Genomic DNA, 26,910 nt, shown 5'->3' with positions numbered 1-26,910 from the left:
GTCAGAACGCTTGTCACACCGAGGGCTCGTAGGGTAGGTAAGATGGCCCCATTGTTATTGTCGATAGCGCTCAACCATTACGTCCAAACCAGACGATGTCTTCATAGACATCGGGTGATGTATCTCCTTCCGTGCTGATTAACAGAACCTGTGCATCGGCATTCAGGCGCAGAGATTCGGCAAGCTCGCGATACTCCGGCTGAGTCATCAGCGCGTAAAGCACGCCAGTGCCGATAGCGCCGGATTCCCCGGAGACAAAAGGTTCGTCAGTACCTGGTCGCGGAGCGGCCAGCAGGCGCATGCCATTGGCGGCCAGACAATCGTCGGCGGAAATAAAACAGGTGGCATGGTCGCGGAGCATTGGCCAGCTGGTGATATTAGGTTCACCACAGGCAAGCCCGGCCATCAGGGTTGACATATCCCCGCCGACGCTGTGCGGCAGCCCGTCATTAATGGTTGCCGAGCGATACAGGCAGTTCGCCTTGTGCGGCTCAACGATGATGATGGTGGGAGCCTGCTGCTGCATCTTTTCGATGAAATATCCCATGATGCTGCCGGCAAACGACCCGACACCGGCTTGTAAAAACAGATGCGTCGGCATCGGCGCCCCGCTTTCTACCAATTGCTGCCAGATTTCAACAGCGAGGGTCATATAGCCTTGCATGATCCATGTGGGGATCTGCTCGTAGCCCTGCCAGGCGGTATCCTGGAGTAAAACCCATCCCTGCTCGCGCGCGGTTTTGGCCGCCAGCCGAACTGTGTCGTCGTAGTTCAGTTCAGTAATCGTGCATTCGGCGCCATGCCGGCGAATATTCTGCGCGCGTACCGGTGACGAGCCCTTTGGCATATACACCACCGCACGCAGCCCAAGCTGCTCAGCCGCCCACGCCACGCCACGTCCATGGTTACCGTCGGTAGCAGTCACAAATACGATGTCCTTGATACGCGCCTTAATCGCTGGTGAATTAAGCTCGGCAAAGCTCAACGTAGTAATATCTCGCTCAAGCAGAGCGGCAAGATATTTCCCCATCGCATAAGATCCGCCTAATCCTTTAAACGCATTCAAACCGAATCGCTGGGCTTCATCTTTTATATGGATCGATCCCAGCCCCAGCCGCTGGCTTAAAAATTCCAGCTTACGCAGCGGCGTGACCCGGTAATCAGGAAATTTTTGATGGAATGCCAGCACTTCGTTCCCCACGTTTTCATTGAGCAGACTCAAGTCTGCTCCCTGGCCATAGGGCTGCCGCCGGGCGTTGAGTTGAAATTTAATTGTGTCCACTATTCAGGCACCTCTATTTTCATATCGTCCTGCGACGATAACGTTATTAGCGACCATTCCGCCTAAACGACGGGTGCACGGATCCGTGCGGCCTGAGACAGGACGGTCGCTTTAAATTGGTTAAGTCAGAGTGTGAGAGGCTTTTTGTCGCGATATGCCGCTTTCCCACTGCCTGTGATGGTACACTGCGCCCGGCGGTTAATTGGCGCAAAGTTGCCCATCGCGCCGCAATTTTCACTCTGTTTTATCATTCTTTCGCAACAACGTTGCATTAGTGAGATTGATCACAGGCTTGCAGGACGAGATATATGATGAAACTTGACGCATGGGATAAAAAAATTCTTACGCTCTTGCAGCGTAATAATCGCTTGTCGCAACGGGAGATCGCCGATCGGATCTGCCTGTCTCCTTCGGCAGTCAATCGGCGTATCGCTGCACTTGAGGATGCAGGGGTGATTAAAGGCAGTGTTAGCTTAGTGGACGCCAGTAAAGTGGGAAGACCCATCACCATTATGGTGCAGGTGACCATTGAGAATGAACGTCTCGATCTGCTTGAGGAGGATAAACAGCGTTTCGTAACCTGTCCGCAAGTGCAGCAGGTCTACTATGTCACTGGCGACTTCGATTTTCTGCTCGTGATCAACGTCCGTGATATGGCGGAATACGAAGCGCTAACCCGTGAACTCTTTTTTGCCTCGGGAAATATCAAGTCTTTCCGGACCATCGTGTCGATGCAAAATGCGAAGCAGGAAATGACGGTCATTATCGAGTAAGTCGTGTAAAAGTCGAAATGGGGAGCCAAAGAACGCCCCGGAGGTGTATTTATTTCCGAAATCCACCCTTCCCTGTGCGAAATCTACTTGTCTGATGGAAGATGACAGGTAACATAGATATCCCCCCGCTGTAGGGGGAAGAGACTTTTTTATTGGACTATATAGAGAGATTATTATGAGCGTTGTGCCTGTAGCCGACGTACTCCAGGGCCGCGTTGCCGTTGACAGCGAAGTCACGGTCCGCGGATGGGTGCGTACCCGCCGAGATTCAAAAGCTGGCTTTTCATTCCTCGCCGTCTATGACGGTTCCTGCTTTGATCCTGTACAGGCCGTTATTAATAATTCTCTGCCCAATTACAATCAGGAAGTGCTGCGTCTGACCACCGGTTGCTCGGTGATTGTCACCGGTAAAGTCGTGGCTTCCCAGGGCCAGGGTCAAAGCTTTGAGATCCAGGCGACCAACGTGGAAGTGACCGGCTGGGTGGAAGACCCGGACACCTACCCGATGGCGGCCAAGCGTCACAGCATCGAGTATCTGCGTGAGGTGGCCCACCTGCGTCCGCGCACCAACCTGATCGGCGCGGTTGCCCGCGTGCGTCACACCCTGGCGCAGGCGCTGCATCGCTTCTTTGATGAGCAGGGCTTCTTCTGGGTCTCCACCCCGCTGATTACTGCCTCCGATACCGAAGGCGCCGGCGAAATGTTCCGCGTGTCGACGCTGGATCTGGAAAACCTGCCGCGTAACGATCAGGGCAAAGTCGATTTCGACAAAGACTTCTTCGGTAAAGAGTCGTTCCTGACCGTTTCCGGCCAGCTGAACGGCGAGACCTATGCCTGCGCGCTGTCGAAGATTTACACCTTCGGCCCGACCTTCCGTGCGGAAAACTCCAACACCAGCCGCCACCTGGCGGAGTTCTGGATGCTGGAGCCGGAAGTGGCCTTCGCTAACCTGAACGATGTTGCCGGCCTGGCGGAAGCGATGCTCAAGTACGTCTTTAAAGCGGTACTGGAAGAGCGCGCGGACGACATGCAGTTCTTCGCCGAGCGCGTTGATAAAGACGCTATCGACCGTCTGCAGCGCTTTATCACCGCTGATTTTGCGCAGGTGGATTATACCGACGCCGTCACTATTCTGGAAAACTGCGGCAAGCAGTTCGAGAACCCGGTGTACTGGGGCGTGGATCTCTCCTCCGAGCACGAACGTTACCTGGCTGAAGAACACTTCAAAGCGCCGGTGGTAGTGAAAAACTATCCGAAAGATATTAAAGCCTTTTACATGCGCCTCAACGAAGACGGTAAAACCGTCGCGGCAATGGACGTCCTGGCGCCGGGTATTGGCGAGATCATCGGCGGTTCCCAACGTGAAGAGCGCCTCGACGTGCTCGACGCGCGTATGGCCGAGATGGGTCTGAATAAAGAAGACTACTGGTGGTATCGCGACCTGCGCCGCTACGGCACCGTTCCACACTCCGGCTTTGGCCTGGGCTTCGAGCGTCTGATCGCTTACGTGACCGGCGTGCAGAACGTCCGCGATGTCATCCCGTTCCCGCGGACCCCGCGCAACGCGACATTCTAAATTTTTCTGACATAAACCTGAAAGGCCAGCGCAAGCTGGCCTTTTTTTATGTCAATTACTGTTATCAAAATTCAACAAACTTAAACATCAAGGCCTCGGATTCACATTTATGTTACGCACTGTTTCGGTGCATCCGGGTGATGCAGATCGCACTTTATGTTCATAACGGAGCAAACCCTCTGATAAATTTGCTCATTTTTTAACCACACGCCGCACGTCTTGCCAAGACAAAGGCTGAATAAAAAGAAGACGAATTCAACACACAAAATGAGCAAATTTACGCTTATCCAAATTAATCATAAATAATTCATATAGATAGATATGGGAAGGCGATTTACCTCACCATGTGGAACGGAATTTTGATTAAGTTCACAAAGTTCCCATAAATACATATTTAGTTACATGTTTTTTCGTTTTGTTACTCATATAAGATATTAGTAGCATTTTCCGGCTAGCGAAACGTTGTCGCGGATGGAAAGATGCCTTCAGACACCAAACTCTCATCAATGGTTCTGTAAGTTTTTATTGACAGAACTTATTGACGGCAGTGGCACGTGTTCATATAAAAAATATTAATGAGGGTAATAAATAATGATGAAGCGCAATATTCTGGCAGTGGTGATCCCTGCCCTGCTGGTAGCCGGTGCAGCTAACGCTGCAGAAATCTATAACAAAAACGGCAACAAACTGGACTTCTACGGAAAAATGGTCGGCGAGCACGTCTGGACCACCAATGGCGACACCAGCAGCGACGATACCACCTACGCCCGTATCGGCCTGAAAGGCGAAACCCAGATCAACGATCAGCTGACCGGCTACGGTCAGTGGGAATACAACATGGACGCCTCCAATGTTGAAGGTTCCCAGCCGACGAAAACCCGTCTGGCGTTCGCAGGTCTGAAAGCGGGCGAGTATGGTTCATTCGACTACGGCCGTAACTACGGCGCGATCTACGACGTCGAAGCAGCAACCGATATGCTGGTTGAATGGGGTGGCGACGGTTGGAACTACACCGACAACTACATGACCGGCCGTACCAACGGCGTGGCAACCTACCGTAACTCTGACTTCTTCGGTCTGGTTGACGGCCTGAGCTTCGCGCTGCAGTACCAGGGTAAAAACGACCACGACCGTTCGATTCACAAGCAGAATGGCGACGGCTTCAGCACCGCGGCGACCTACGCGTTCGACAACGGTATCGCGCTGTCTGCTGGCTACTCCGGCTCCAACCGCAGCGTAGACCAGAAAGCTGACGGCAATGGCGACAAAGCCGAAGCCTGGGCAACCTCTGCAAAATATGACGCCAACAATGTCTACGCGGCCGTCATGTACTCCCAGACTTACAACATGACCCCGGAAAACCAGGGTAACTACTTCGCTGGCAAAACCCAGAACTTCGAAGCCGTTGTACAGTATCAGTTCGACTTCGGCCTGCGTCCGTCCATCGGCTACGTACAGACCAAAGGCAAAGACCTGCAGGCGCGCGGCGGCTTCTCCGGCGGCGATGCGGATCTGGTTAAATACGTCGAAGTGGGTACCTGGTACTACTTCAACAAGAACATGAACGTTTATGCGGCGTACAAGTTCAACCAACTGGACGACAACGCTTATACACGTGAAGCTGGCGTAGCGACCGACGACCAGGCGGCCGTGGGTATCGTTTACCAGTTCTAATCTGCAGTACACCCCTTCGTGATATGCCTTCAGAGCAGGACTTCGGTCCTGCTTTTCTCTATTCCTGAGGCAAAGATCGTATCTTTCGAAAACCTTCGCGCTTTTTATCGCAAACGGTTGGCAATTCGTTGTTCTCCCGTTAACCTGATAGCGGATTTCCCTTCAGTAATCACAATGGAACCTCGTCATGTTTGAGAACATTACCGCCGCCCCAGCCGACCCGATTTTAGGTCTGGCCGATCTGTTTCGTGCCGATGACCGCCCTGAAAAGATTAACCTCGGAATTGGTGTTTACAAGGATGAAACCGGTAAAACACCCGTTCTGACCAGCGTCAAAAAAGCAGAGCAGTACCTGCTGGAAAATGAAACGACTAAAAACTATCTGGGCATCGATGGTATTCCTGAATTTGGTCGCTGCACCCAGGAGCTGCTGTTCGGTAAAGGCAATGCGATTATCGCCGATAAACGCGCCCGCACCGCGCAGACCCCGGGCGGTACCGGTGCGCTGCGCGTCGCCGCAGACTTCCTCGCCAAAAACACCGACGTGAAACGCGTGTGGGTAAGCAATCCAAGCTGGCCAAACCATAAGAGTGTGTTTACCTCCGCCGGGCTGGAAGTACGTGAATATGCCTACTACGATGCGGCTAACCACGCGCTGGACTTTGATGGTCTGCTGGCCAGCCTGAACGAAGCCCAGGCGGGCGACGTGGTACTGTTCCACGGCTGCTGCCACAACCCGACCGGTATCGATCCGACGCTCGAACAGTGGCAGACGCTGGCGCAGCTGTCGGTCGAGAAAGGCTGGCTGCCGCTGTTCGATTTCGCCTACCAGGGCTTCGCCCGCGGTCTGGAAGAAGATGCTGAAGGGTTGCGCGCCTTTGCTGCTCTGCATAAAGAGCTGCTGGTCGCCAGCTCCTACTCGAAAAACTTTGGCCTGTACAACGAGCGCGTCGGCGCCTGCACCCTGGTCGCCGCCGATCAGGAGACCGTAGACCGCGCGTTCAGCCAGATGAAGTCGGTGATCCGCGCTAACTACTCCAACCCGCCAGCGCACGGCGCGTCCGTGGTCGCGACCATCCTGAGCAACGATGCGCTGCGGGCAATCTGGGAGCAGGAGCTGACCGATATGCGCCAGCGCATCCAGCGTATGCGCCTGCTGTTCGTCAACACCCTGCAGGAGAAAGGCGCGAGCCGCGACTTCAGCTTTATCAGCAAGCAGAACGGTATGTTCTCGTTCAGCGGCCTGACTAAAGAGCAAGTGCTGCGTCTGCGTGAAGAGTTCGCCATCTATGCGGTCGCGTCCGGCCGTATCAACGTGGCCGGCATGACGCCTGACAACATGGCGCCGCTGTGTGAAGCCATCGTCGCCGTGCTGTAAGCGAAATTATTCGCTATAAAGAAAAAGGCCGCGAATGCGGCCTTTTTTACGTTCGCGTCAGGTCGGTTACCAGACCGGCATCTCATCCTGCAGGAACGGGTTGTTGCGGCGTTCCTCACCCAGCGTCGACAGCGGACCATGGCCGGGAATAAAGGTCACGTCATCGCCCAGCGGCAACAGCTTATCCTTAATGGCCGCGATCAGCTGTCCATGGTCGCCGCGTGGAAAATCACTGCGCCCCACCCCGCCTTTGAAAATCACATCTCCGGAAATGAGCAGTCGGGAAGCGTCATCAAAGAAGACCACGTGACCCGGCGTATGGCCCGGGCAGTGCAGTACCCGCAGCGCCACATTCCCCACATTAACCACATCGCCTTCATTGAGCCAGCGATCCGGACGCAGCGGCTGGCAATCCTCCAGGCCGAACATCCGGCTTTGCGCCGGTAATCCTTCCAGCCAGAACTCATCTTCTTTTTCCGGACCAATAACCGGTACGCCATAATGCTGCGCCAGTTCCGCAGCGGCGCCGACGTGATCGAGATGGCCATGCGTCAGCAGGATCTGCATCAGCGTGACGCCAGCCTCCGCCACCACCGCTTTGATACGTTCAGCATCGCCGCCAGGATCGACCAGCGCCGCCAGCCGGGTTTGTTCGCACCAGATAAGAGAACAGTTCTGCGCGAACGCGGTAACCGGAATAATACGATAGTTCATGACGCTCCTTTCGTTACCAGTGCCTTACGGGACCGGTATCAATATGCACAAAGTTACTACGTGGGTAATATCCTACACCACCTGCGCGCATAGATAACGCCGCTTTGCGTATATTGCTTAACGAAATACCTTCAATATGGAAATCCATTGCCTGCCCCTTGGTGTGATAGCTGTGTTTTGCTACACCACGGCTTCGTGCGCGAAGCTCATCATTGGTATCGAGGGAACGATAGCCAGAGATAAGCTGGACAGGTTTGTTGGTGCCAAGTAGTCCCTGCAACCGATAAAGATGATCGAACAGATTTGGATCGATGGACTTAATTTTATTCGCGCGGTAATCACGGAAAAAATGGTTAAGTCTTGCTAATTCATCCTGAATATAGCCTCTGCCATCGAAAAACTCCGCCTTGAGTGATTCACCAGTATGCAGGTTATTCAGCGTCAAAATACGCGGACGGGGGGTCGAGAGGGTGGCAAATGCCGGCGCAGGGAGAATGGCGGCAGCACCCAGCGCAGCACCACCCAACGCCAGCAATCTGCGGCGATTAGCGTCAAATTTGTCCATGATAATCAGGTCTACAGTCAATGAATCGTTATATACTTTTTCCGCCTTGCGCGATGCTGAACCTCAGCACGCCATCGCTCGCCACAGCCGTGATGCTGCCCGGCAAAAGAGAGCGTTCGCGCTGACTGCGTCACGCATTGAGCGGAATGATATGTATATGCACTTCTGGCGCACGAAAGGCACCTTACCGGGCATTATTGCCAACGTCAAGGCAGCCTCACCCCAGGAAAATCGGGCGCTGCAGAGGAGCAGCGCCCTTTTTTACCCAGTGCTAGGACAACAAAATCCATTGAACTACTTCATTTACCTGATTAATTGCTCAGCTTTCGTCAGAATTTGTGCGCTGGATCGCGCGGTGATATCGTAATTGTAAATATCTGTTCGATATTGTGTACGTCCATCAGCGTCCACAAACGCCGTTAAGTAATATAAATTCACCGGTATATTTTGCCGAATATTGACATAGCGCGTGTCCCCTTGCTTCAGGGCATCGGAAATACGCGTGTCATTCCAGCCCGCATCCTGCAGCAGCATATTGGCCAGCTCCGAAGCCTTATTCACCCTCACACAGCCGGAACTGAGCGCACGAACATCCTTCTGGAACAGGTTATGGTTCGGCGTATCGTGCAGGTAGATGGCATCGGAGCTCGGCATATTGAACTTGTAGCGTCCGAGCGAGTTACGCGCTCCGGGCGCCTGCTGAAAACGGAACGGTAAGTTGTTCTCAGTGATGGTCGACCAGTCGACCCGATAAGGATCGATGGTCTCTTTACTGTTCCAGCCGCGCATGACGGTGTAGCCATGCTGCTCAAGATAGCCTGGATTGTTACGCACCTTCGGCAGGATATCTTTGCGCGCCAGGGTTGGCGGCACGTTCCATGGCGGATTGACCACCACGTTATTCAGCGCGCTGCTCATCATTGGCGTTTTGCGGTCCGGACGCCCCACAATCACCCGCGAGGCCAGCACCTGGCTGCCATCCTGGTAATAGACCAGCGAGAACGCCGGAATATTGACCATAATGCCGGTGGACAGTTTGCCCGGCAGTAAGCGTAAACGCTGAATGTTCAGGGCCAGCACCCCTGCGCGCTGCGCGGAAGAAACGTTGAGCCAGTCGCGAGTCGACTGGCCGATGACGCCATCCGCCCCCAGCCCCTGCATCGCCTGGAAGCGCTTAACCCCCTCCACCAGCTGGCGATCGTACACGCCGCGCGCCGCAGGTTTACTCTTTTTCTTCGCCGATGGGCTCACCACATCGCCGGGCAGAACGATATTGGCGGTATCGTCCAGCATTCCGGTACGCTGGAGGATCTCGCGCAGGGCGCCGATATCATTGCTCCATTCGCCGGGGCGCAGCGAGCCGCTGCCGGTCATCTGCGGCCATGGACGAGAATCAGCCACCAGCGCCAGCAGCGACTGATGCATGGCTTCATACTGCGGATGATGCGGCGCCAGGCCGGCGATAAACGCCGGCAGGGAGCCATTGTCCAGCGCCAGCTGCCACTGGTTAATCACCGACAGCGGCGGGGTCGCCATCTTGTACGGCGTTGAACTGTACAACCAGCGGGTCCCCTGGGTGGGGATGCCGCTGATAAAGTGCAGATAGCCCATCATGGCGTCCGACAGCACCACATCGCGCGCCATGCCGCTGACGGCGGGATCGGTCAGCAGACTGACCCAGGTGGTAAACTGCGGCTGAAAACCGGCGATGGCGATCTCCGCCAGCTGCTGCTGGAACGCCTGCACTGCCTCGCGGTTTTCCCACATCGGTTTCATATCCCTGGCGGCGTACAGCGACACCAGCGGATTCATAAAGACGGGTTTGTACCCTGCCGGCAACAGCGCCTCGATCTGGGCGCGGCTGTTTGCCGCCGCCTCCATCGACAGCGGCTGCTCACCGGCCAGCTTCGCGACCGCCGGCGATTGCCCATCGCTTTGCGCCAGCGCGGCGGAAACCTCGGCGGGCGCCGCAGAACTGTCGCCGGGTACGACTTCAGGCTCTTCGGCCTGGACATTGAACAGCGGAGCAAATGCCAGTGCCAGGCTCAGGCTGAGCGCTGACAATGGACGACCATACCGTTTCTTTAGCAACATCCCTTGCCCCCTGTTGTCACACATTGCTGCCCACAAAAATGGGGCTCTTTTTTCAGTATATAAAGACGAAAAGGCTTTTGCCTTACCTAATGTAAAGAAGTTTAAAGATTATACCACCCTCGCATACCGGGCTGGATAGAAAAAAAGGGCAACATAACGTTGCCCTCTTCACCGCTTAGCCGCCAGAATGTAGCCGCAGCCTCAGGAGGCGTCGGCTGTTCCCGGCAGCGCTTCCGGCAGCGGCGCGGCAAACCCGCGCAGCCCCACCACGTGGACGTGTTCGTGATTATTGAACACCTTACGCACCAGTTTATAGGTGGTGCCTTTCTCCGGACTGATGTTCTCCGGCGCCGCGATAATCAGCTGCATCTCCAGACGTTCGCACAGCTCGAACAGCGTGGCGATGGAGCGGGCGTCGAGACGCGCCGCTTCATCGAGGAACAGCAGACGGCAAGGCGAGATATCCTTGCCGCGCAGGCGGCGGGATTCATCTTCCCAGCTCTGGACGACCATCACCAGAATCGACATCCCGGTACCGATCGCTTCCCCGGTGGACAGCGCGCCGGACTCCGCGCGCAGCCAGCCGTCGGAGCCGCGGTTAACTTCCACTTCCATCTCCAGATAGTTGCGGTAGTCGAGCAGCTCTTCGCCGATGGTTTGCGGCGTGCGCTGCCCCATGTCGATCTGCGGATTCAGGCGCTGATAGAGCTTGGCCAGCGCTTCCGAGAAGGTCAGGCGGTTGCTATTGAACAGATCCTGATGCTGTTCATGCTGCTCGGAGAGCACATCAAGCAGCGTCGAGTGGGTCTCGCGCACGTTGACGTTCAGACGCACGCTGTTGACCTGGCCGAAGGAGACGCTCTGCAATCCCTGGTTGAGCATTCGGATACGGTTCTGCTCGCGCTGAATGGTTTTGCGAATAATGTTGGCCACGCTGCGGGAGCTGATGGCCAGCTTCTGTTCGCGGTTTGTCAGCTCTTCGGTCAGGCGGCTGAGCTCAATCTCCATCTGCTCGATCGCTTCCACCGGATCATCGGTGCGGATAATATCCTGGCGGATACGCTCGCGCAGATGCTGGTAGACGGCAACGAAGAACTGAATTTTGCGCTCCGGGCGCTTCGGATCTTCCGAGATACGCAGCACGTCGCGCAGATGTTCGTTATCGGCGACCGCCAGACGCAGCGCACCGAGCGCCTTATCCGACATGGAGCGCAGCTCGTCGGCGGAGAGATAGGCCAGCTCGCGGCGGTGCAGACGACGCTCGACGCCGTTGTCTTTCACCAGGCGCATCACCGCGCACCAGCCCGCCTTGGCGGTCACTACCTGCTCGCGCATTTCGCAGTAATCGCGCTCCAGCTTGCGCAGTTTGCGGGTCAGGTTGTCCATTTCCGCTTCGCAGAAGGTCAACGCTTTCTCCAGCTGATTGCGACGGGAGCGGTTATTGCTCAGCTGCATGTGCAGCTCATCGCGACGCGCACGGGCACGCTCTTCCGCGCCGGCATCGGCGCGCACGCCAATGTCCTGCAGCTCTTTATACAGATCGTTGAGCAGCTCTTTCTTGGTGTCATACGAGCTCTTCAGCGAGGCCAGCACCTGATTGTACTGGCTAAGCTGCGCCGCATGGGCACGCATCGCGTCGCGCGCGCGGCTGCGTTCGGTTTCCGCCTGCTCCAGGCGCTGGCGCAGTTTCTCGTTGAGATCGCTGTTGCCGCTGAGCATTTCCGCCGAATCGGAGTAGCTGAAGTGGGCCCGGCGCTGGACGACTTCCGCCAGGGCAAAAGCCTGCTGGCGCGCATCGCGCTGGGTCTGCTGCGCATAGGCGTAATCTTCTTTCAGCTGCTCAAACTGCTCCGGATCGCTCTGCAGCACCGAAACAATCGGCTCCAGCTTCGCCAGCTGGTTGCCGTGCTGCTGAATAAAGCGCGCGGCCTCCTGCGCTTCGTCCAGACGTTCCTGGATCTCGTCCACGCGGTCGGCCAGCGTATCATCCGCCAGCAGATTCAGGCGCGGCAGCAGGCGGTTGAGCGCCGACACGCCCTCTTTCGCCTGCTCATACTGCACGCGGTTCTGTTGGTTATCGCTTTCATGGGCGCTCAGCGCGCGCTCCAGCTCGCCGCGGCGGCTGTTGAGTTTGCGGATCTCTTCTTCCGGATCGTCCTCAAAGGCCACTGCCAGATGGCTGCCAATGAAGCGGCTAAAGGCCTGATGCAGACGCTGAGTTTTCTGCACGTCAAACGACAGGGTCGCAAAACGCTCGGACAGCGATTCACGCTCGGCATGCAGGGTTTCAATGCGGTTTTCACGCGCGGCGCGGCCAAACAGCGGCAGCGACGGGAAGCGCGAATAACGCCACTGGCGGTCGGCGATCTTCACCACCACCGCTTTTTCCAGCTCATCCACGCTGAATACGCTATCGTCAAAGGACTGCGGATCGCCTTCGATCAGATAGAGATCTTCCGGACAATCTTCCAGTCCTTCAAGCTGCTCGGCAACCTGCGACAGATCCGGCACCACGATGGCATGGCGCGACGGACCGTACAGCGCGGAGAAGTACGGCGCATCGTCAAGGCTGACATCATCGTAGATCTCGGACAGCAGAACGCCGCCGAACCGTTCCGCCAGCGCGTTGAGGCGCGGATCTTCCGAACCGCCCGGCTGGCTGAGACGCTCAATTTCTTCGTCGATGGCGCGCTTGCGGGCGCCGACCTCGTCACGTTCAACGATAGCTTCGCGCTCGCGCTCCAGCAGCTGCTGCAGGTATTCGGTAACCTCCTGGCCGGACTCAAACTGCTCGCCGCTCTGCTCGCACAGCTGGTTAAGGCTGTTCTGCGCCGCCAGCCAGACCGGCGCCCGGCGCATCAGCGTCTGAGTGCGTGACTGCAGCTGCTCCAGTTCCTGGCGCAGGGTCATGCGCTGTTCCTGCGCGTTAGAAACGCTGTCGGCCAGCGAAGCGATGCGCGCTTCCAGCTCCTGATGCAGCGTTTCCAGATCGTCGATATCGTAGCGTTTGCCCTGGCGTTTGCAGAACTCAGCCAGCTGGCGCTCGGCGTCCTGCTGCTCGCGCAGGCGCTGCTCCAGCTCGTTGAGGCGGCTACGCAGCCCCTGCGCCTGCTCGGCCTGGTGACGCTGGTTCACGCCGTCGCGCAGCAATTCGCGCGCCACGTCCCAGGCTTCATTGCGCGCCAGCGGGCCGTTAATCGCCGCCACCAGCTGGTAGGCCTGTTCAAACTGGCTGTGCGCGGTTTGCGCCACGCTCATTTTCTGTTCCAGCGACAGCATTTTCTCCGTCGCTTCCTGCTCTTTCGCCTGGAAGGTTTCCAGCCACTCGTCGGCGCTCTCCGGCGTCAGATCCGGCAGATGACACAGCGCCTTCGCGCGCTCCAGCGCCTGCAGCGCCTGGTTATACTGAATGGCGCGGGTCTGCTGCACGTCGAGCGCCTGCTGATAGTCGGCGAGCTGGTTTTTCAGCTCATCCACTTCCAGCTCGGCGGCCTCGGCGCGGGCTTCGTTCTCTTCCTCGCGATCGATGGCTTCCGCCACCACTTCGTTCTGCTCTTCCAGACGGATCTGCAGCTCGTCGAGATCCGCTTCGTAGCGCTCGATTTTTTCCTGCTGACGCAGTGCGGTCTGCACCAGGTTCAGGTGGTCGCTGGCGGCCTGGTAATCCGCTTCCAGATCGCCTTCTGCGCCGTTATGCTCCTGCAGCTCGCGGGCCATGTCGACGTGCTTATACTGCTCTGCCGCCAGCTGTGAACGGGAGGTAAAGAGATCGCGACGATACTCCAGCGCCTTATCAAGATGAATGCGCCGCTCGTTGGCGTGACGCATATAGTCCGCCGCCACGTAGTTGGTGGCTTCGCTGATCAGGTGTTTGAACAGATCGCGATCGGACTGGGTGACGCGGATCGCCTCGAGGGTCATGCGGTTTTCCCGCAGCGCCGCTTCCATATCCTGGAATGCCTTACGCACGCCGCTGTTTTCCGGCAACAGGTAGTCGCGCAGCGAGCGGGTAATGGTGCTGGAGATCCCGCCGTACAGCGAGGCCTCGATCAGGCGATAGTATTTACTTCGATCGGAGGCGGAACGCAGACGACGCGCCACCACGCCCAGGTCGAACATCAGCGAGTGATACTCGGTGATCGAGTTGAACTGCTTAAACTGGACCCCTTCCATCGCCTCGAGCTTGTCTTTCAGCTCATTGAGACTAACCACGCGCGCCTGGCGATCGTTCAGCGTTTCGGTTAACAGCTGGGTCGGCAGGATAGCGGTGGGCAGCCCCTGAATGGCGAAAGGCTTGATGTCGACTTTGCGATCGCGCCCGGCAACCTGCTGCAGACGCACGCCGACCACCACGCGCTGATGGCGCGAGTTGATGACGTCGAGCACGGAGTAACAGACCCCGGCGCGCAGCTTCCCGTGCAGGCCTTTATCGCGTGAGCCGCTGGTGGCCCCCGCTTCGGTGGTGTTACGGAAGTGCAGCAGGGTTAAATCGGGGATCAGCGCCGTGACGAAGGCCGCCATGGTCGTCGACTTACCGGCGCCGTTCCCCCCGGAGAGGGTGGTGACCAGTTCATCAAGATCAAAGGTCCGGGCAAAGAAACCGTTCCAGTTAACCAGCGTCAGCGAGCGAAACTTACCGCGTTCAATCATTACTCTTCCTCCCCGCTATCCGGCTGGTTCTCTTCATTCTCATCATTGAGCTGCAGGTGATTTTCCAGGGCCATCGCTTCCCCGTCGCGGATCAGGCGGCGCTGCGCCTCGCGTGGGTCGTCGCCGGCGCGCACATCGGCGCCAAAGCGGAATACCGATTCGGTAATACGGAACTTGCTGCTGTCATGGCCCATAAACCACACCATCCCCAGACGGCGCAGGCGGTTAAGCGACGCGCGCATTTTTTCCTGCAGCTTCTGGCGGTCCAGATCCGAACCGGTGGAACGGTTGTTGACCAGCTTCAGCAGCCTGGATTCATCCGCCAGGGTCAGCAGCTCGTCATACAGCTCCTGCTGGGTGAAAATCCCTTCATTTGCCAGGCGCTCCGGGCTGAGATAGAGATAGCAAAGAATTTTGCCCACCATCATATCCAGTTCGGACAGCACCGAGCGTGAAATCAGGGTTGTGGAACGCGGGCGCAGGTAGAAGAAGCCCTCCGGCGCGCGGATCAGCTCGACGTTATAGCGAGCATAAAACTCTTCCAGATAATCCTGGAAATCCATCAAAAATGCGTGATTATCCAGCTCGTCGAGGCCGATATGTCGGCCCGCGCGCAGGGCGCTGTCCAGCGCCGGAAATAACGGATTGGCCAACGCCTGCGCCAGCTTAACCGGCATCACTTGTTCAATATTTGTCAATGACATGCGCCTGTACCTTGGCTCCGTAATCATTAATCGGCTGCCATTTGGCTGGCAGTCCGGTGAAATCTGCCTGGGCGACGCCCAGCTGTACCGCCTGATCCACGACGATCCGCGCCACGTCAAAGTGACGCCCGCGCGGATATTGCGCCAGGAACTCCCGCGCCACCAGGCCGAGATCCAGCGGTATTCCTTTCTCTTTATAGACCGCCAGCTGCGCTTCGATCAGCGCCGCCAGCTGCTCGCGAATTTCGTTAAACTCTTCAAATTCAAGGTCCGCAGGCAGCTCGCCGGTGACCTCTTCATCGCGCAGGGCCATCTCCTCGTCGCGCATATCCAGCAGACGGTCGGCGTTGGCGTAAGTCAGCGCCCACGGCTCATCAAAATAGGTCTGTACCGACTGGCGCAGACGCTGTGCGAAGACGCGGTTCTTATCCATATCGATAGCGGTACGGATAAACTTGTGCACGTGGCGGTCATAGCCGATCCACAGGTCAATCGCCTGCTGGCCCCAGCTGACGATGCGGTCGAGCTTGCTTTGCAGATCGAACACCAGCCGGTCGACAAAATGGAGATCGTCGCGCGCCATGGTCGAATCCTGAATGCGCAGCAGATTCGCCTGCAGCTTATCCCCCGCCGCATCCAGCGTATCCTGCAGTTCACGCAGGGTGCCGGAAGTTTCCGACAGCAACAGTTCACAGCTGGAAATCGCCGCGCGCCAGTCTTTGTTCAACAGTTGCGCGATATCGTCTTTCACCAGCTGCTGCTGCTCATCCATGATGCGCTGCGTCAGGTCGATGCTGTCGAAAATTTCCGCCACCGAATACTTCAGCGGGGCAAAAACGTTGCGATGCCAGTGAAACTCATCGCCGCCCTCTTCTGCCGCGTCCGCCGCGCGCTTCAGCTCGCCGGCGACGATCGACAACTGCATCGAGAGACGCAGCGTCGAAAATTCGCGCTGCCGGATATAATAATCGGTGATCCCGATCCCCAACGGCGTCAGACGATAGATTGCATTGCCTTCGGTAATTTCGCTGGTAAAGCGGTTCAGCAGACGCTGGCGCACCAAATCGTTGATGGCGTTATTGGCGCGCTGGCTGATGGTTTCGCTGGTCTGCTCAAACGCATCACTCACGTGGCGGAACGCATCCACCAGTTCTCCCTCGCTCATTTCTCCTTCCAGCCGTTCGCCATTCAGGGTGGCGATCGCCAGCAGGAAAGAGAGCCTGTCGACCGGCAGCGAGATAGAAAAATCATTTTTCCTGGCCCAGGCAACCAGTTCGGGGACTGTCTGGGAAAATTCACTCATACTTTATCCTTGCATCTGCGGCTATGAGCCTGGCTCTTAAGCGCGGTGACATGAATATAACGGCCCAGGCTGAGGTACGGCTCCTGACGACAGTAGCGCGTCTCCAGCTCCAGCAGCGCCGCATAGCTGTCATGCTGTTGGCGTTTTTCACGCAGATAATCATGAAACACCCGCACGCCGGTTTTGCTGACAATTTGCCAGCCAATCTCTTCCAGCCAGTGATAAACCTGCTGCGGCTCACGCGGATAATCCGGCGACAGCGTGCGTTTTTTCTTTTTTGGCATGCCCAGTTGTACGTAATCGAAATTACCGGCAACCATATTGTGCATCAGCAGGCCGTTAGCATTGTAGAACATCAACGACAAGCCGCCGCCAGGACGCAGCGTCGACCACAGGGTACGCAGCACCGCCTGGGGCTCCGCCACCCACTCCAGCACCGCATGAAACAGTACCAGATCGACCGGGCTTTCCAAGTGCTGCGCAATATCCTGAGCCGCGCATTGTACAAAATGCATGTTGTCGATCACACCTTTATCGACAGCAGCCTGGCGGGCGCGGGCCACCATTTCAGCAGAGAGATCGCACAGCGTCACGTGATGGCCCAGTTGCGCCACTTTAATGGCCGTTTGCCCTTCGCCGCCGCCGGCATCCAGTACCCTCAGCGGTCCCGGCCCCAGCTGCGCCAGCAGCGGCTCCAGATCCTGCCAGAGGATTGCCTGGCGCAGCTGGCCTTTTGTGGTGCCGTAAATATTGCGCGAAAACTTTTCAGCAATGTCATCGAAATTGCGATCCTGCACGGGCGACTCCACAAGCCAACACAAAACCGCTATTTTGTCATACCCGCGCCGAGAATGAAGCGATCTGTTATAAGATCCGAACATAACTTTGGTTATATGGTTAAAAAAGGAACCATCTGGCATGCTTTTCACGCTAAAAAAGATCGTCGGCGGTCTGCTGCTGCCGCTTCCTGCCCTGCTGTTGCTGATCGGTATCGGGATCGCCCTGTTATGGTTCAGCCGCTTTCAACGTACCGGGAAGCTATGCGTGAGCCTCGGCTGGCTGCTGCTGGCGCTGCTGAGCCTGCAGCCCGTGGCAGACAGCCTGCTTAAACCGATAGAAGATCGCTATCCCACCTGGCGCGGCGAGCAGCCGGTGAGCTACGTGGTGGTGCTGGGCGGCGGCTATACCTGGAACCCGGAGTGGGCGCCAAGCTCTAACCTTATCAGCAACAGCCTGCCGCGCCTGACGGAGGGCATTCGCCTGTGGCAAGAGAATCCGGGATCGAAAATGATCTTTACCGGCGCGGCGGCAAAAACCAACCCCGTCAGCACGGCGGAGGCCGGGGCGAGAGTGGCGGAGAGCCTCGGCGTACCGCGCAGCGATATCATCGTGCTCGATAAGCCGAAAGATACGGAAGAGGAAGCGCTGGCGGTGAAGGGCGCCATCGGTGACGCGCCCTTCCTGCTGGTCACCTCGGCGTCACACCTTCCGCGGGCGATGATCTTCTTTCGCCATGCCGGTCTGGACCCGCTGCCCGCACCGGCTAATCAGATGGCGATCACGTCACCGCTCAATCCGTGGGAGCGGGTCATTCCTTCTCCGGTGTGGCTGATGCACAGCGACCGGGTCGGCTATGAAACGCTCGGTCGCGTTTGGCAATGGCTGAAAGGCAGCTCAGGCGAGCCAGGGCAGGAGTGATTTTGCGGCGAGGTCGAAACGGGCGCGGTCAAAGCGCCCGGTATTGACCAGACTATCCACCTCATCCCACAGCAGGTAAAGCCAGCGCCGCCAGACAAAGGCCTCGGAAACCGGCGCCTGCTGCAGGTAGCGCCATAGCAGCTGCTCGGCCTGGCCCCCCTCCGCGAGACGGAACAGTTCGTACTCCCGCGGCGCCCACAGCATCATCCCCGGGCCGACCATCGCCAGCAGCTGGTCGCTGCGCGGATCTTTCAGCATGCAGCGCAGGGTGAAATTGCCGTGCACCAGCACGGCATTATCATTGAAATCGCGGAACAGCTCAGGCAGACACTCGCGAGAGCGGAACAAAACCCGCTTATCCTGCATGGTCAGGCCGGTGTCCTGATACAGGTTCAGGGTGCTCCACAACATCGCCACCCGCTGCCGGTACCAGTTCGGCCACAGATTGTCCTGGGTATTATCGACCATCCCCACGCAGCCGCCGCTGTCCTGACGATGCCAGGCCAGCAGCGCCTCGACGATCTGCTCCTGCAGCTGCTCCCAGCGCGCCGGGGTGCGGGTGGGCGCCTCCACCGGGACGCCGCGCAGGCGCTCAAGCAGCAGCACGTCCGGCCCGGGATGCTCTTCATGCGTCATCACGCCGTAGACCACCGGCATGCGCACCGTACCGCTGCGCGCCAGAGTGGAGATCTTCCAGGCCAGCTGCCGCGCCACCCCGGGCGTGGTGAAACTTCGCGCCAACAGCGGCATCGGATTTCCCTGCGCGTCATACAGGGACCACAGCGCCGTAGCGGCTTTTTCACTGACACACTCCACCCGGCTCAGCTTTTCGCCAAGCAGGTGACTGAGTTCGGTTCGCAACTGTTCCATTGTCGATTACCCCTATGATCACTACTGATTTCATAATGAGCGCCCGCACCTGGGTTGTCATCGGATAAGATCAAAAATGGGCAAAAAAAGCATAAAACTGGTGGGGATATCCCCTCCTGCAAGGAGGGGACAGAGGACTAGCGCAGTTCAGCGCGGACGCGCGCCAAATCTTCAGGGGTATCGACGCCGGTGCCGGGCACTTCGGCCGCCACGGCGACGTGGATCTTCTCGCCATACCACAGCACCCGCAGCTGCTCGAGCATTTCAATCTGCTCCAGCGGGCTTGGCGCCCAGCTGACGTAGCGGCGAATAAAGCCGGCGCGATAGCCATAGATGCCGATGTGGCGCAGCAGAGAATCACCAATGGCGTCGCGGGAGTGGGCAAAGCGATCGCGATCCCAGGGAATGGTGGCGCGGGAGAAATAGAGCGCATAGCCCTGCGCATCCATCACTACTTTGACCGCATTTGGATTAAACGCCTCTTCCGCATCGTGGATCGGTACCGCCAGCGTCGCCATTCCGCTGGTGCTGGCAGCCAGATTCTCCGCCACCTGGCGGACGATAGCCGGGGGGATCATCGGCTCATCGCCCTGGATATTGACGATGATGGTGTCATCGCTGAACGCGCACTTCTCCACCACCTCCGCCAGCCGTTCGGTGCCGGACTGATGGTCGGCGCGGGTCATGCAGACCTCGCCGCCGGCGGCTTCAACCGCCCGGGCGACATCTTCGTGATCGGTGGCGACAATAATGCGTTCCGCGCCGGATTCGCGGGCGCGCTCCAGCACATGGACAATCATCGGCTTGCCGTTAATGTCCTGCAGTGGTTTTCCCGGCAGGCGCGTGGAGGCGAAACGCGCAGGAATAATGACCACGAAACTCATGAGTGACTCTCTTCTACCGCCAGCGGACGCGCTTCTGTCTCCAGCAGCACAGGGATGCCGTCGCGGAGCGGAAACGCCAGACTATCAAGTTTGCAAATAAGTTCTTGCTTATCCTGACTGTAATACAGCTTACCGTTACAGACCGGGCAGGCGATGATTTCAAGTAAACGGTGATCCATGTTTCCTCCTGATGGACCGGATAGATTTCTCAGCAGCATAACACAGGAAGGTCGGCGCCGGGATCAATCGGCATCGATTTCCCACCCCTGCGTCTGGCCGACAAACAGCCCTTCCGGCAGGCGTCGGCACAGGATCCGCTCTGCCGATTGCCAGCGTGCGAAATCGTTGATCGCCCGGCGCAGCCCCTGCTCCAGACCACGGGTGATCTTCACCCCATCCTCCAGCCACAGGGCGAAGATCTCCAGTTCCCGGCTTTTGCGATGTATTTTACTGTCCATCCGCCCGACCAGTTTTCCCCGGTGCAGCAGAGGCAGTACGAAGTAGCCATACTGACGCTTCGGCGCAGGGGTATAGCACTCCAGGCGATAGCTGAAGTTGAACAGCTGCTCAGCGCGTTTCCGATCCCAGACCACCGGGTCGAAGGGCGAGAGCACGGCGCTATGGCTGGCGGTAAGTTTACCGCCGGGCGCGGACTCCAACTGCGCCAGCGCATCGCGATGCAGCCACATCTCGCCAAGCGCTTCCACGTTGGCCGGGGTCACCAGACCCTCTTCCTGCCAGGCCGCCAGCAGACCCGGTAGCGCCGGCTGACGTAAACGATAGTAATCCGCCAGCCACTGGGGACGAAAGATGCCGAGGCTGCGGGCGCTGTTGCGCAGCATAATGGCCTCTGCGGCGTCGCGGGACAGCGCATCGCGCTCGTCGTCCCAGTACGGCATCACCCGCCGGGTTAAATCATACACGCGGTGAAAGTTGCGCCGCTCTACCACCATCACTTCCCCGGCGGTAAACAGCCCTTCCAGGTGGCGCTTATGCGGTTTCCACTCCCACCAGCCGCTGGCGCCTTTGCGAGGGTGGGCAAAATCCGCCGAGCGAACCGGCCCGTTTTGGCCGATATGCGCCACCATCTCTGCAATACTGCCGGCATGCTCCTCCATCCACGCGCGATGATATTTCCAGCCCATCTTATCGGGGTTCAACATCCGGTGGCGCACAAGGGCGAAATCGCTGCGCGGCAGAAAACAGGCTTCATGCGCCCAGTATTCCATCAGCTCGCCGTTGCGCAGCGACTCATCCAGCCAGTGCTGCGGATAGCTGCCGAGGCGGCTGAACAGCACCAGGTAGGGGCTGCGGGCCACCACGTTGATGGTATCGATTTGCAGCAGCGACATCTGCTGGATGGTAGAAAGGATGTCATTTGGGCGAGCGCGACGCCGGGGCTTTTTTAATAACCCCTGCGCCGCGAGATGGAGGTGGCGCGCCTCATTAAGCGATAGTTGCAATACCGACATGCAGGTTCTCCGTCAGGATTTCCAGCACAGCGGCGAGCAAAACCGGCGCGTCGGTTAACGTTGCGCCAACATCGCTAAGTCCGCAAGCAACCGCTGTGCGCGTTCATCGGCCATTATGGCGTCGACCGGTAAATACCACCAGTTCGCAGCGGCGAAATCGCGACATTTCACGGCGTCTTTTTCGGTCATCAGCAGCGTCTGCCCGGCGGTTACCAGGGCGGCGACATCGGCCTGGCTCAGCGCCTGATGGTCCGCCAGAGCCACGGTTTTGACGGGTTGGACGCCGCAGCTTTCGAGGGTGGCGAAAAAGCGCGGCGGATGGCCGATGCCGGCCATTGCCACCATGTTAGTGAAGGTAGAGACATCGCGACGTTCACCGGTGAGCAGGTTGACCGCCATCCCGGGACGCAGCTGCATCGGGATCTCTCCCGGACGCGCCACGCCGCCGTTGACGATAACCGCATCAACGCTTTGCAAGCGCGACGCCCGCTCGCGCATCGGCCCGGCAGGCAGCCACCAGCCGTTGCCAAAGCGGCGCACGCCGTCGATGACGACAATTTCCCGGTCCCGCGCCAGCTTATAGTGCTGCAAACCATCGTCGGTCACGATAATCTGCAGATCGTGCGCGCTGAGCAGCGATTTCACCGCGTCGCTGCGCAGTGGGGAGACAGCCACCGGCGCGCCGGTGCGCTGATGGATGAGCACCGGTTCATCGCCTGCCTGCGCCGTACTGGTCCGGTCAGTTAACACCAGCGGGTAGCGTTCGGCTTTACCGCCGTAGCCGCGGGAGACCACCCCAACGCGAATGCCGCGCTGTTGCAGCTGCTCCACCAGCCAGATCACCACCGGCGTTTTACCATTGCCGCCGGCGGTCAGGTTACCGACCACCACCACCGGCACCGGCGCGCGCCAGGCTTTTTTCCACCCCAGCTGATAACTGAGGCGAATCACCGCGCTCACCAGGCCATACAGCCAGGAGAGCGGCAGCAGCAGGCGCCACAGCGGCGATTCACCGGACCAGATGCGTGCGATCATTCGCCGAATTGCATCTTATGCAGCTGGGCGTATACGCCTTTATGCTCCAGCAGGTCGTGGTGCGTACCGCGCTCCACAATCCGCCCGTCTTCAACCACCACGATCTCATCAGCCTGCTCAATGGTTGACAGACGGTGGGCGATAACCAGCGAGGTGCGGTTTTTCTGCAGCTCATCCAGCGCCGCCTGAATCGCACGTTCGGACTCGGTATCCAGCGCCGAGGTGGCTTCATCGAGGATCAGGATCGGGCTGTTACGCAGTAGCGCACGGGCGATAGCAATACGCTGGCGCTGGCCGCCGGACAGCATCACGCCATTTTCGCCGATGATGGTATCCAGGCCATTGTCCATCTTGTTGATGAAGTCCATGGCGTAGGCCATCCGCGCAGCCTCTTCAATTTGCTCGCGGCTGTACTCTTCGGTACGGGCATAGGCGATGTTATTAGCGACGGTATCATTGAACAGGTGCACGTTCTGTGAAACCAGCGCGACCTGGTCGCGCAGCGAGCTCAGCTTGTACTCGCGCAGGTCGTGGCCATCCAGCAGGATCTGCCCGTCGTCGACATCGTAGAAGCGTGTGATCAGGCTGGCGATGGTCGATTTACCCGACCCGGAGCGTCCCACCAGCGCCACGGTTTTCCCTTCCGGGATATCGAGATTGATATTGCGCAGCGCGGCCACTTCGCGACCCGGATAGGTAAAGGTGACGTTCTCGAACTTGAGATTGCCTTTCGCCCGCTCAATGACGCGCGTACCTTCGTCTTTTTCCTGCTCGGAATCGAGGATCGCAAACAGCGTCTGGCATGCCGCCATCCCGCGCTGGAACTGGGCATTGACGTTGGTCAGCGACTTCAGCGGACGCATCAGCGCAATCATGGAGGAGAAGACCACGGTAATGGTCCCGGCGGTCAGGGTATCCATCACGCTCGGGAAGCTGGCGGCGTACAGGACAAAGGCCAGCGCCAGGGAGGCGATAAGCTGAATGATCGGGTCGGAGATAGACGAGGCGGAAACCATCTTCATCCCCTGCAGGCGCATTTTATTGCTGACCTTATCAAAACGTTTGGTTTCCACTTCCTGGCCGCCAAACATCAGCACCTCTTTGTGCCCTTTCAGCATCTGCTCGGCGCTGGTGGTGACCTGCCCCATCGTGTTCTGCATATTCTTACTGATATTGCGAAAACGCTTGGAGACCACGCGGATTGCTACCGACACGATAGGCGCCAGTACGATCAGGATCAGCGACAGCTGCCAGCTGTAATAGAACATCATCACGAACAGGCCGATAATCGATGCCCCTTCGCGGACCACGGTGATCAGCGCGCTGGAAGAAGAGGAAGCGACCTGCTCGGAATCATAGGTGATACGTGACAGCAGCGTCCCGGTAGACTGCTTGTCAAAGAATGCCACCGGCATACCCATCATGTGGCCGAACAGGCGACGACGCATGGTCATCACCACTTTGCCGGAAACCCAGGAGATACAATAGCTCGAGATGTAGCTGGTGATCCCACGCAGCACCATCAGCCCGATAACCACCAGCGGCATCCATAGCAGCACTGAGCGATCCGTTTTACCAAAACCATCATCCAATAACGGTTTAAGAAGCGATAACATGAAGGTGTCACTGCCCGCGTTAAGCACTAACGCCACCGCCGCTACGATTAGCCCGGCTTTAAACGGTGCAATAATCGGCCAAAGTCGGCGGAAGGTCTGCCACGTGGAGAGATCTTTATCGTTCTGCATTCAATAAACCAGCTTGTGTTGAAATAGCCGCATATTCTACCCGTTATCGGCGGGCGCGCCAAACCACTGATGATACCAACGTGGTAAAACTTGATCCCGTAAGCTATGGATTTGCCACCCTTCTGCAGAAAAAACCACCGTTATCTGCCCATGCTGCGGCGTGGCGAACCAGCGATACCCCCGCTGGCGATAACGCTGAACGACCTTGTGCGAGGGCATCCGCCACGCATTGTAGCGCGAAGCGGAAACCAGCGCGGCCGCGCCATCCACCCGCCGGATCAGCAGTTCGCTGGAGGAGGTGTTGCTGCCGTGATGGGGAACCTGAATAAGTGTAGACGCCAGATGCTGCCAGTAGCGGCTGATCATCGCCTGCTCCGCCTGACGTTCTATATCGCCGGTCAGCAGGATGCTGGAGCGACCGTCATCGATCCGCACCACGCAGGAGTGATTGTTTCCCTTTGCCGTGCTGCCCGGCAGCGGCCACAGCGCCTGGAAAGTGAGTCCCTGCCACTGCCAGCGCTCGCCGCGATGGCACGGCAGATGACCCGACTAGCCTGGCGGGCTGCGCACCCACGCCTGCGGCCATGCCTGCAGCACCGATTCGAGGCCGCCGCGATGGTCAAGATGCTCGTGGCTCAGCATAATCCCCTGCAGCTGCAGATGGTGCCAGCGCAGCCACGGGATAATCACCTGTCGACCGCTGTCGCCCTGCGGCCATGCCGGCCCGGTATCGTACAATAACGCCTTGCCGTAACGCTCGATCACCATCGCCAGCCCCTGCCCGACATCCAGCATCGTCACCTGCCATTGGTCCGCGGGCGGTTGCCGGCTGAATGGCCGCGTCAGCAAAAACAGCACGCTCAGACACAGCGCCGGCGAATGTCGCCAGCTCTGAAAACGCCAGCCCATCACCAGCAGCCACGGCAGGCTACTGATCCAGAGCCAGCGGGCATCCAACGTCAGCCAGCCGTCCGGTAAACGTCGTAACCCCCAGAACAACACCGCCAGCACGCGATCGGCTGCCAGCCAGATCAGCGACGCCACCATCTCCGGTCCAGTGAGATGCAGCAGCATTCCGGCGAGAATGAGCGGCACCGCCAGCAGGGTCACTAACGGTACCGCCAGCAAATTGGCGGCCATCGATGTCAGGCTTATACCGTGGAAGAGCAGCAGTTGCAGCGGCATCAGCAGCAGCGTCACGCCAGCCTGCAAATGCGCGAGGGCGAACAGGGCTTTCCACGGCCAGCGCCAACGGCTGTCAGGCAGCGGTAACCACTGGTACCAGAAGATCAGCCCCGCCACGGCGAAGGCGGATAGCCACAAGCTTTGCGACAACACCGCTAACGGATCGGCAACCAGTATCGCCCCCAGACAGCAGAGCCACACCTGCCACGCCGTCCAGCGTTGACCCGACAAACGTAAAGCACAGCAGACCGCAAGCCCTACGCAAGTGCGCAGGGCCGGCGGCTGCATACCGGTCAGCCAGGCATAGCCGACGGCGCCCGCCAGTCCGGCCAGCAGCGGTAGCCGCCAGCCGATCCAGCGCCCTGGTAAAAGGGACTGTAATCCACGCAGCAGGAGCACGATCAGGGAAGCCGCGAGGGCAATATGCAAACCGGAGATAGCCATCAGATGGGAGGTGCCTGTGTTCTGCATCAGGACTTTTATCTCCGCCGGCAGCGCCAGCCGCTCCCCCATTCCCAGCCCCAGCATCACCGGATGCCAGGGATAAGTCTGCAATCGCCGGGTCAGCGACGCCAGGTAGCGGGCGCGCAGACTGCAGCGGGTATCCAGCGCGGAAGCGGCGACGATCCCCCCGCTCAGCGGCCGATGCTGAGCCAGCGCATAGCGCTGGCTGTCGAAGCCCCCGTCATTGAGCTGCCCATGCACCGGCCGCAGGCGCAGCGTCATCATCCAGCGCTGCCCCTCGCAGACGGGCGCAGGTGCAAGTTCCCCGTATAAAGTCACGCCAACCGGAGGGAACAGGAAGCGACCCGCCAGGCGCACAATCTGCCCGCGGTGCAGGGTCTGACCATCCGTCTCGTGAAGGATCACTTCCGCCTGACGGACGGCGCCGGTGAGGTGCTGCGTTGGCCACAGCGCCTGATACGCGCTTAAAACTCCCCAGACCATCAGCAGAAGCGTCACCGCCACAACGGCGACGACCGTCCCGCGCAGACGGGTCAGCAACATCGCCAGTACGCCGGCGACCGCCAGAATGCCCGACCCCGGCAACGCGGGTAGCCAGAGTAGCGGCAGTATTGCGATGATGGCGCATCCGGCAAGCCATGGTAGACGCATAAACACCTCCCTGTGAGCGGGCAGTGTTACGCAAAGCGAGGCTGGCGTCCTGGGGCAGTATTCAGGCGCGCGCGCAGCGTTCCAGACAATCGTCACGCTTGCAGTCAGGCACTTTTGTTTTGCGAGGCGGGACGCAAATGGCGGGTACAAAAAAAGCACCCAAAGGTGCTTTTATCGTCAGGCAGGTTGCAC

The 26,910-nt window shown here is 58.4% G+C and carries 19 protein-coding genes and 1 pseudogene; 5 read left to right on the top strand and 15 right to left on the bottom strand.

The annotated features are described in order from the left end of the window. Positions 1 to 70: 70 nt before the first annotated feature. On the bottom strand, positions 71 to 1,282 hold the full coding sequence (gene dpaL, locus MKR05_RS20145; protein WP_072413625.1) for a diaminopropionate ammonia-lyase: 1,212 nt from the start codon (positions 1,280 to 1,282) through the stop codon (positions 71 to 73). Between the two features lie 311 nt (positions 1,283 to 1,593). Between dpaL and MKR05_RS20140 the strand changes: the two genes are divergently transcribed. The 4 genes from MKR05_RS20140 (at position 1,594) to aspC (ending at position 6,683) form a co-directional block, all read left to right on the top strand. After that, positions 1,594 to 2,055: an Lrp/AsnC family transcriptional regulator gene (locus MKR05_RS20140; protein ID WP_064176095.1), complete on the top strand. Its 462-nt coding sequence runs from the start codon at positions 1,594 to 1,596 to the stop codon at positions 2,053 to 2,055. A 175-nt stretch (positions 2,056 to 2,230) separates the two neighbouring features. Beyond that, the gene (gene asnS, locus MKR05_RS20135) at positions 2,231 to 3,631 is read left to right on the top strand and encodes an asparagine--tRNA ligase (protein WP_017899452.1); all 1,401 of its coding nucleotides are present in this window, start codon (positions 2,231 to 2,233) and stop codon (positions 3,629 to 3,631) included. A gap of 591 nt (positions 3,632 to 4,222) precedes the next feature. Beyond that, the gene (gene ompK35 / locus MKR05_RS20130; RefSeq protein WP_004201406.1) at positions 4,223 to 5,305 is read left to right on the top strand and encodes a porin OmpK35; all 1,083 of its coding nucleotides are present in this window, start codon (positions 4,223 to 4,225) and stop codon (positions 5,303 to 5,305) included. 187 nt (positions 5,306 to 5,492) lie between these two features. Beyond that, positions 5,493 to 6,683, top strand: coding sequence for an aspartate transaminase (gene aspC / locus MKR05_RS20125; protein WP_023289032.1), 1,191 nt, complete (start codon positions 5,493 to 5,495; stop codon positions 6,681 to 6,683). Positions 6,684 to 6,749: 66 nt separating this feature from the next. On the opposite strand, the gene MKR05_RS20120 is transcribed toward aspC, so the two are convergent. The 7 genes from MKR05_RS20120 to cmoM all read right to left on the bottom strand — a co-directional run bounded on the left by MKR05_RS20120 (position 6,750) and on the right by cmoM (position 17,510). Further along, a complete protein-coding gene (locus MKR05_RS20120; protein ID WP_023289031.1) occupies positions 6,750 to 7,397 on the bottom strand; it encodes an MBL fold metallo-hydrolase in 648 nt (215 codons plus the stop codon). Between the two features lie 13 nt (positions 7,398 to 7,410). Then, a complete protein-coding gene (locus MKR05_RS20115) occupies positions 7,411 to 7,962 on the bottom strand; it encodes a YcbK family protein (protein ID WP_004201403.1) in 552 nt (183 codons plus the stop codon). Between the two features lie 303 nt (positions 7,963 to 8,265). Next, complete coding sequence (ldtD, locus tag MKR05_RS20110; protein ID WP_044521923.1) at positions 8,266 to 10,056, bottom strand: L,D-transpeptidase; 1,791 nt, start codon at positions 10,054 to 10,056, stop codon at positions 8,266 to 8,268. Positions 10,057 to 10,257: 201 nt separating this feature from the next. Beyond that, positions 10,258 to 14,706, bottom strand: a complete 4,449-nt coding sequence (mukB, locus tag MKR05_RS20105; protein ID WP_238875035.1) for a chromosome partition protein MukB — start codon at positions 14,704 to 14,706, stop codon at positions 10,258 to 10,260. Next, complete coding sequence (gene mukE, locus MKR05_RS20100) at positions 14,706 to 15,410, bottom strand: chromosome partition protein MukE (protein ID WP_004150840.1); 705 nt, start codon at positions 15,408 to 15,410, stop codon at positions 14,706 to 14,708. The genes mukB and mukE overlap by 1 nt, the downstream gene beginning before the upstream one ends. After that, positions 15,391 to 16,713, bottom strand: coding sequence for a chromosome partition protein MukF (gene mukF / locus MKR05_RS20095; RefSeq protein WP_002898189.1), 1,323 nt, complete (start codon positions 16,711 to 16,713; stop codon positions 15,391 to 15,393). Before mukF ends, mukE begins: the two co-directional genes overlap by 20 nt. Continuing rightward, positions 16,710 to 17,510: a tRNA uridine 5-oxyacetic acid(34) methyltransferase CmoM gene (gene cmoM / locus MKR05_RS20090; RefSeq protein ID WP_017899447.1), complete on the bottom strand. Its 801-nt coding sequence runs from the start codon at positions 17,508 to 17,510 to the stop codon at positions 16,710 to 16,712. Before cmoM ends, mukF begins: the two co-directional genes overlap by 4 nt. Positions 17,511 to 17,631: 121 nt before the next feature. Between cmoM and elyC the strand changes: the two genes are divergently transcribed. Beyond that, positions 17,632 to 18,411: an envelope biogenesis factor ElyC gene (elyC, locus tag MKR05_RS20085; RefSeq protein ID WP_032455272.1), complete on the top strand. Its 780-nt coding sequence runs from the start codon at positions 17,632 to 17,634 to the stop codon at positions 18,409 to 18,411. Here elyC and MKR05_RS20080 read toward each other — a convergent pair. The 7 genes and pseudogenes from MKR05_RS20080 to MKR05_RS20050 form a co-directional block, all read right to left on the bottom strand. Continuing rightward, the gene (locus tag MKR05_RS20080) at positions 18,388 to 19,281 is read right to left on the bottom strand and encodes a YcbJ family phosphotransferase (RefSeq protein ID WP_238875037.1); all 894 of its coding nucleotides are present in this window, start codon (positions 19,279 to 19,281) and stop codon (positions 18,388 to 18,390) included. The two genes, elyC and MKR05_RS20080, sit on opposite strands and share 24 nt — an antisense overlap. A gap of 137 nt (positions 19,282 to 19,418) precedes the next feature. Continuing rightward, positions 19,419 to 20,165 carry a 3-deoxy-manno-octulosonate cytidylyltransferase gene (gene kdsB / locus MKR05_RS20075; RefSeq protein WP_023289025.1) on the bottom strand — a complete coding sequence of 249 codons (747 nt, stop codon included), beginning with the start codon at positions 20,163 to 20,165 and terminating at the stop codon, positions 19,419 to 19,421. Next, the gene (gene ycaR, locus MKR05_RS20070; protein ID WP_004201390.1) at positions 20,162 to 20,344 is read right to left on the bottom strand and encodes a protein YcaR; all 183 of its coding nucleotides are present in this window, start codon (positions 20,342 to 20,344) and stop codon (positions 20,162 to 20,164) included. The genes kdsB and ycaR overlap by 4 nt, the downstream gene beginning before the upstream one ends. A 63-nt stretch (positions 20,345 to 20,407) precedes the next feature. Then, on the bottom strand, positions 20,408 to 21,637 hold the full coding sequence (locus MKR05_RS20065) for a winged helix-turn-helix domain-containing protein (protein WP_104467263.1): 1,230 nt from the start codon (positions 21,635 to 21,637) through the stop codon (positions 20,408 to 20,410). A gap of 54 nt (positions 21,638 to 21,691) precedes the next feature. Next, the gene (gene lpxK / locus MKR05_RS20060; protein ID WP_238875039.1) at positions 21,692 to 22,672 is read right to left on the bottom strand and encodes a tetraacyldisaccharide 4'-kinase; all 981 of its coding nucleotides are present in this window, start codon (positions 22,670 to 22,672) and stop codon (positions 21,692 to 21,694) included. Further along, a complete protein-coding gene (msbA, locus tag MKR05_RS20055) occupies positions 22,669 to 24,417 on the bottom strand; it encodes a lipid A ABC transporter ATP-binding protein/permease MsbA (protein WP_004201387.1) in 1,749 nt (582 codons plus the stop codon). The genes lpxK and msbA overlap by 4 nt, the downstream gene beginning before the upstream one ends. Before the next feature lie 36 nt (positions 24,418 to 24,453). Continuing rightward, positions 24,454 to 26,718 (bottom strand): annotated as a pseudogene (locus MKR05_RS20050) (ComEC family protein). Positions 26,719 to 26,910: the final 192 nt, after the last annotated feature.

Origin of the sequence: Klebsiella sp. K5-204, from assembly GCF_030128585.1 — a bacterium.
Classification (GTDB): Bacteria; Pseudomonadota; Gammaproteobacteria; order Enterobacterales; family Enterobacteriaceae; genus Klebsiella; species Klebsiella quasipneumoniae.
Note: the sequence above shows the minus strand (reverse complement) of the source record. Positions and strands in the feature narration are given on the sequence as shown.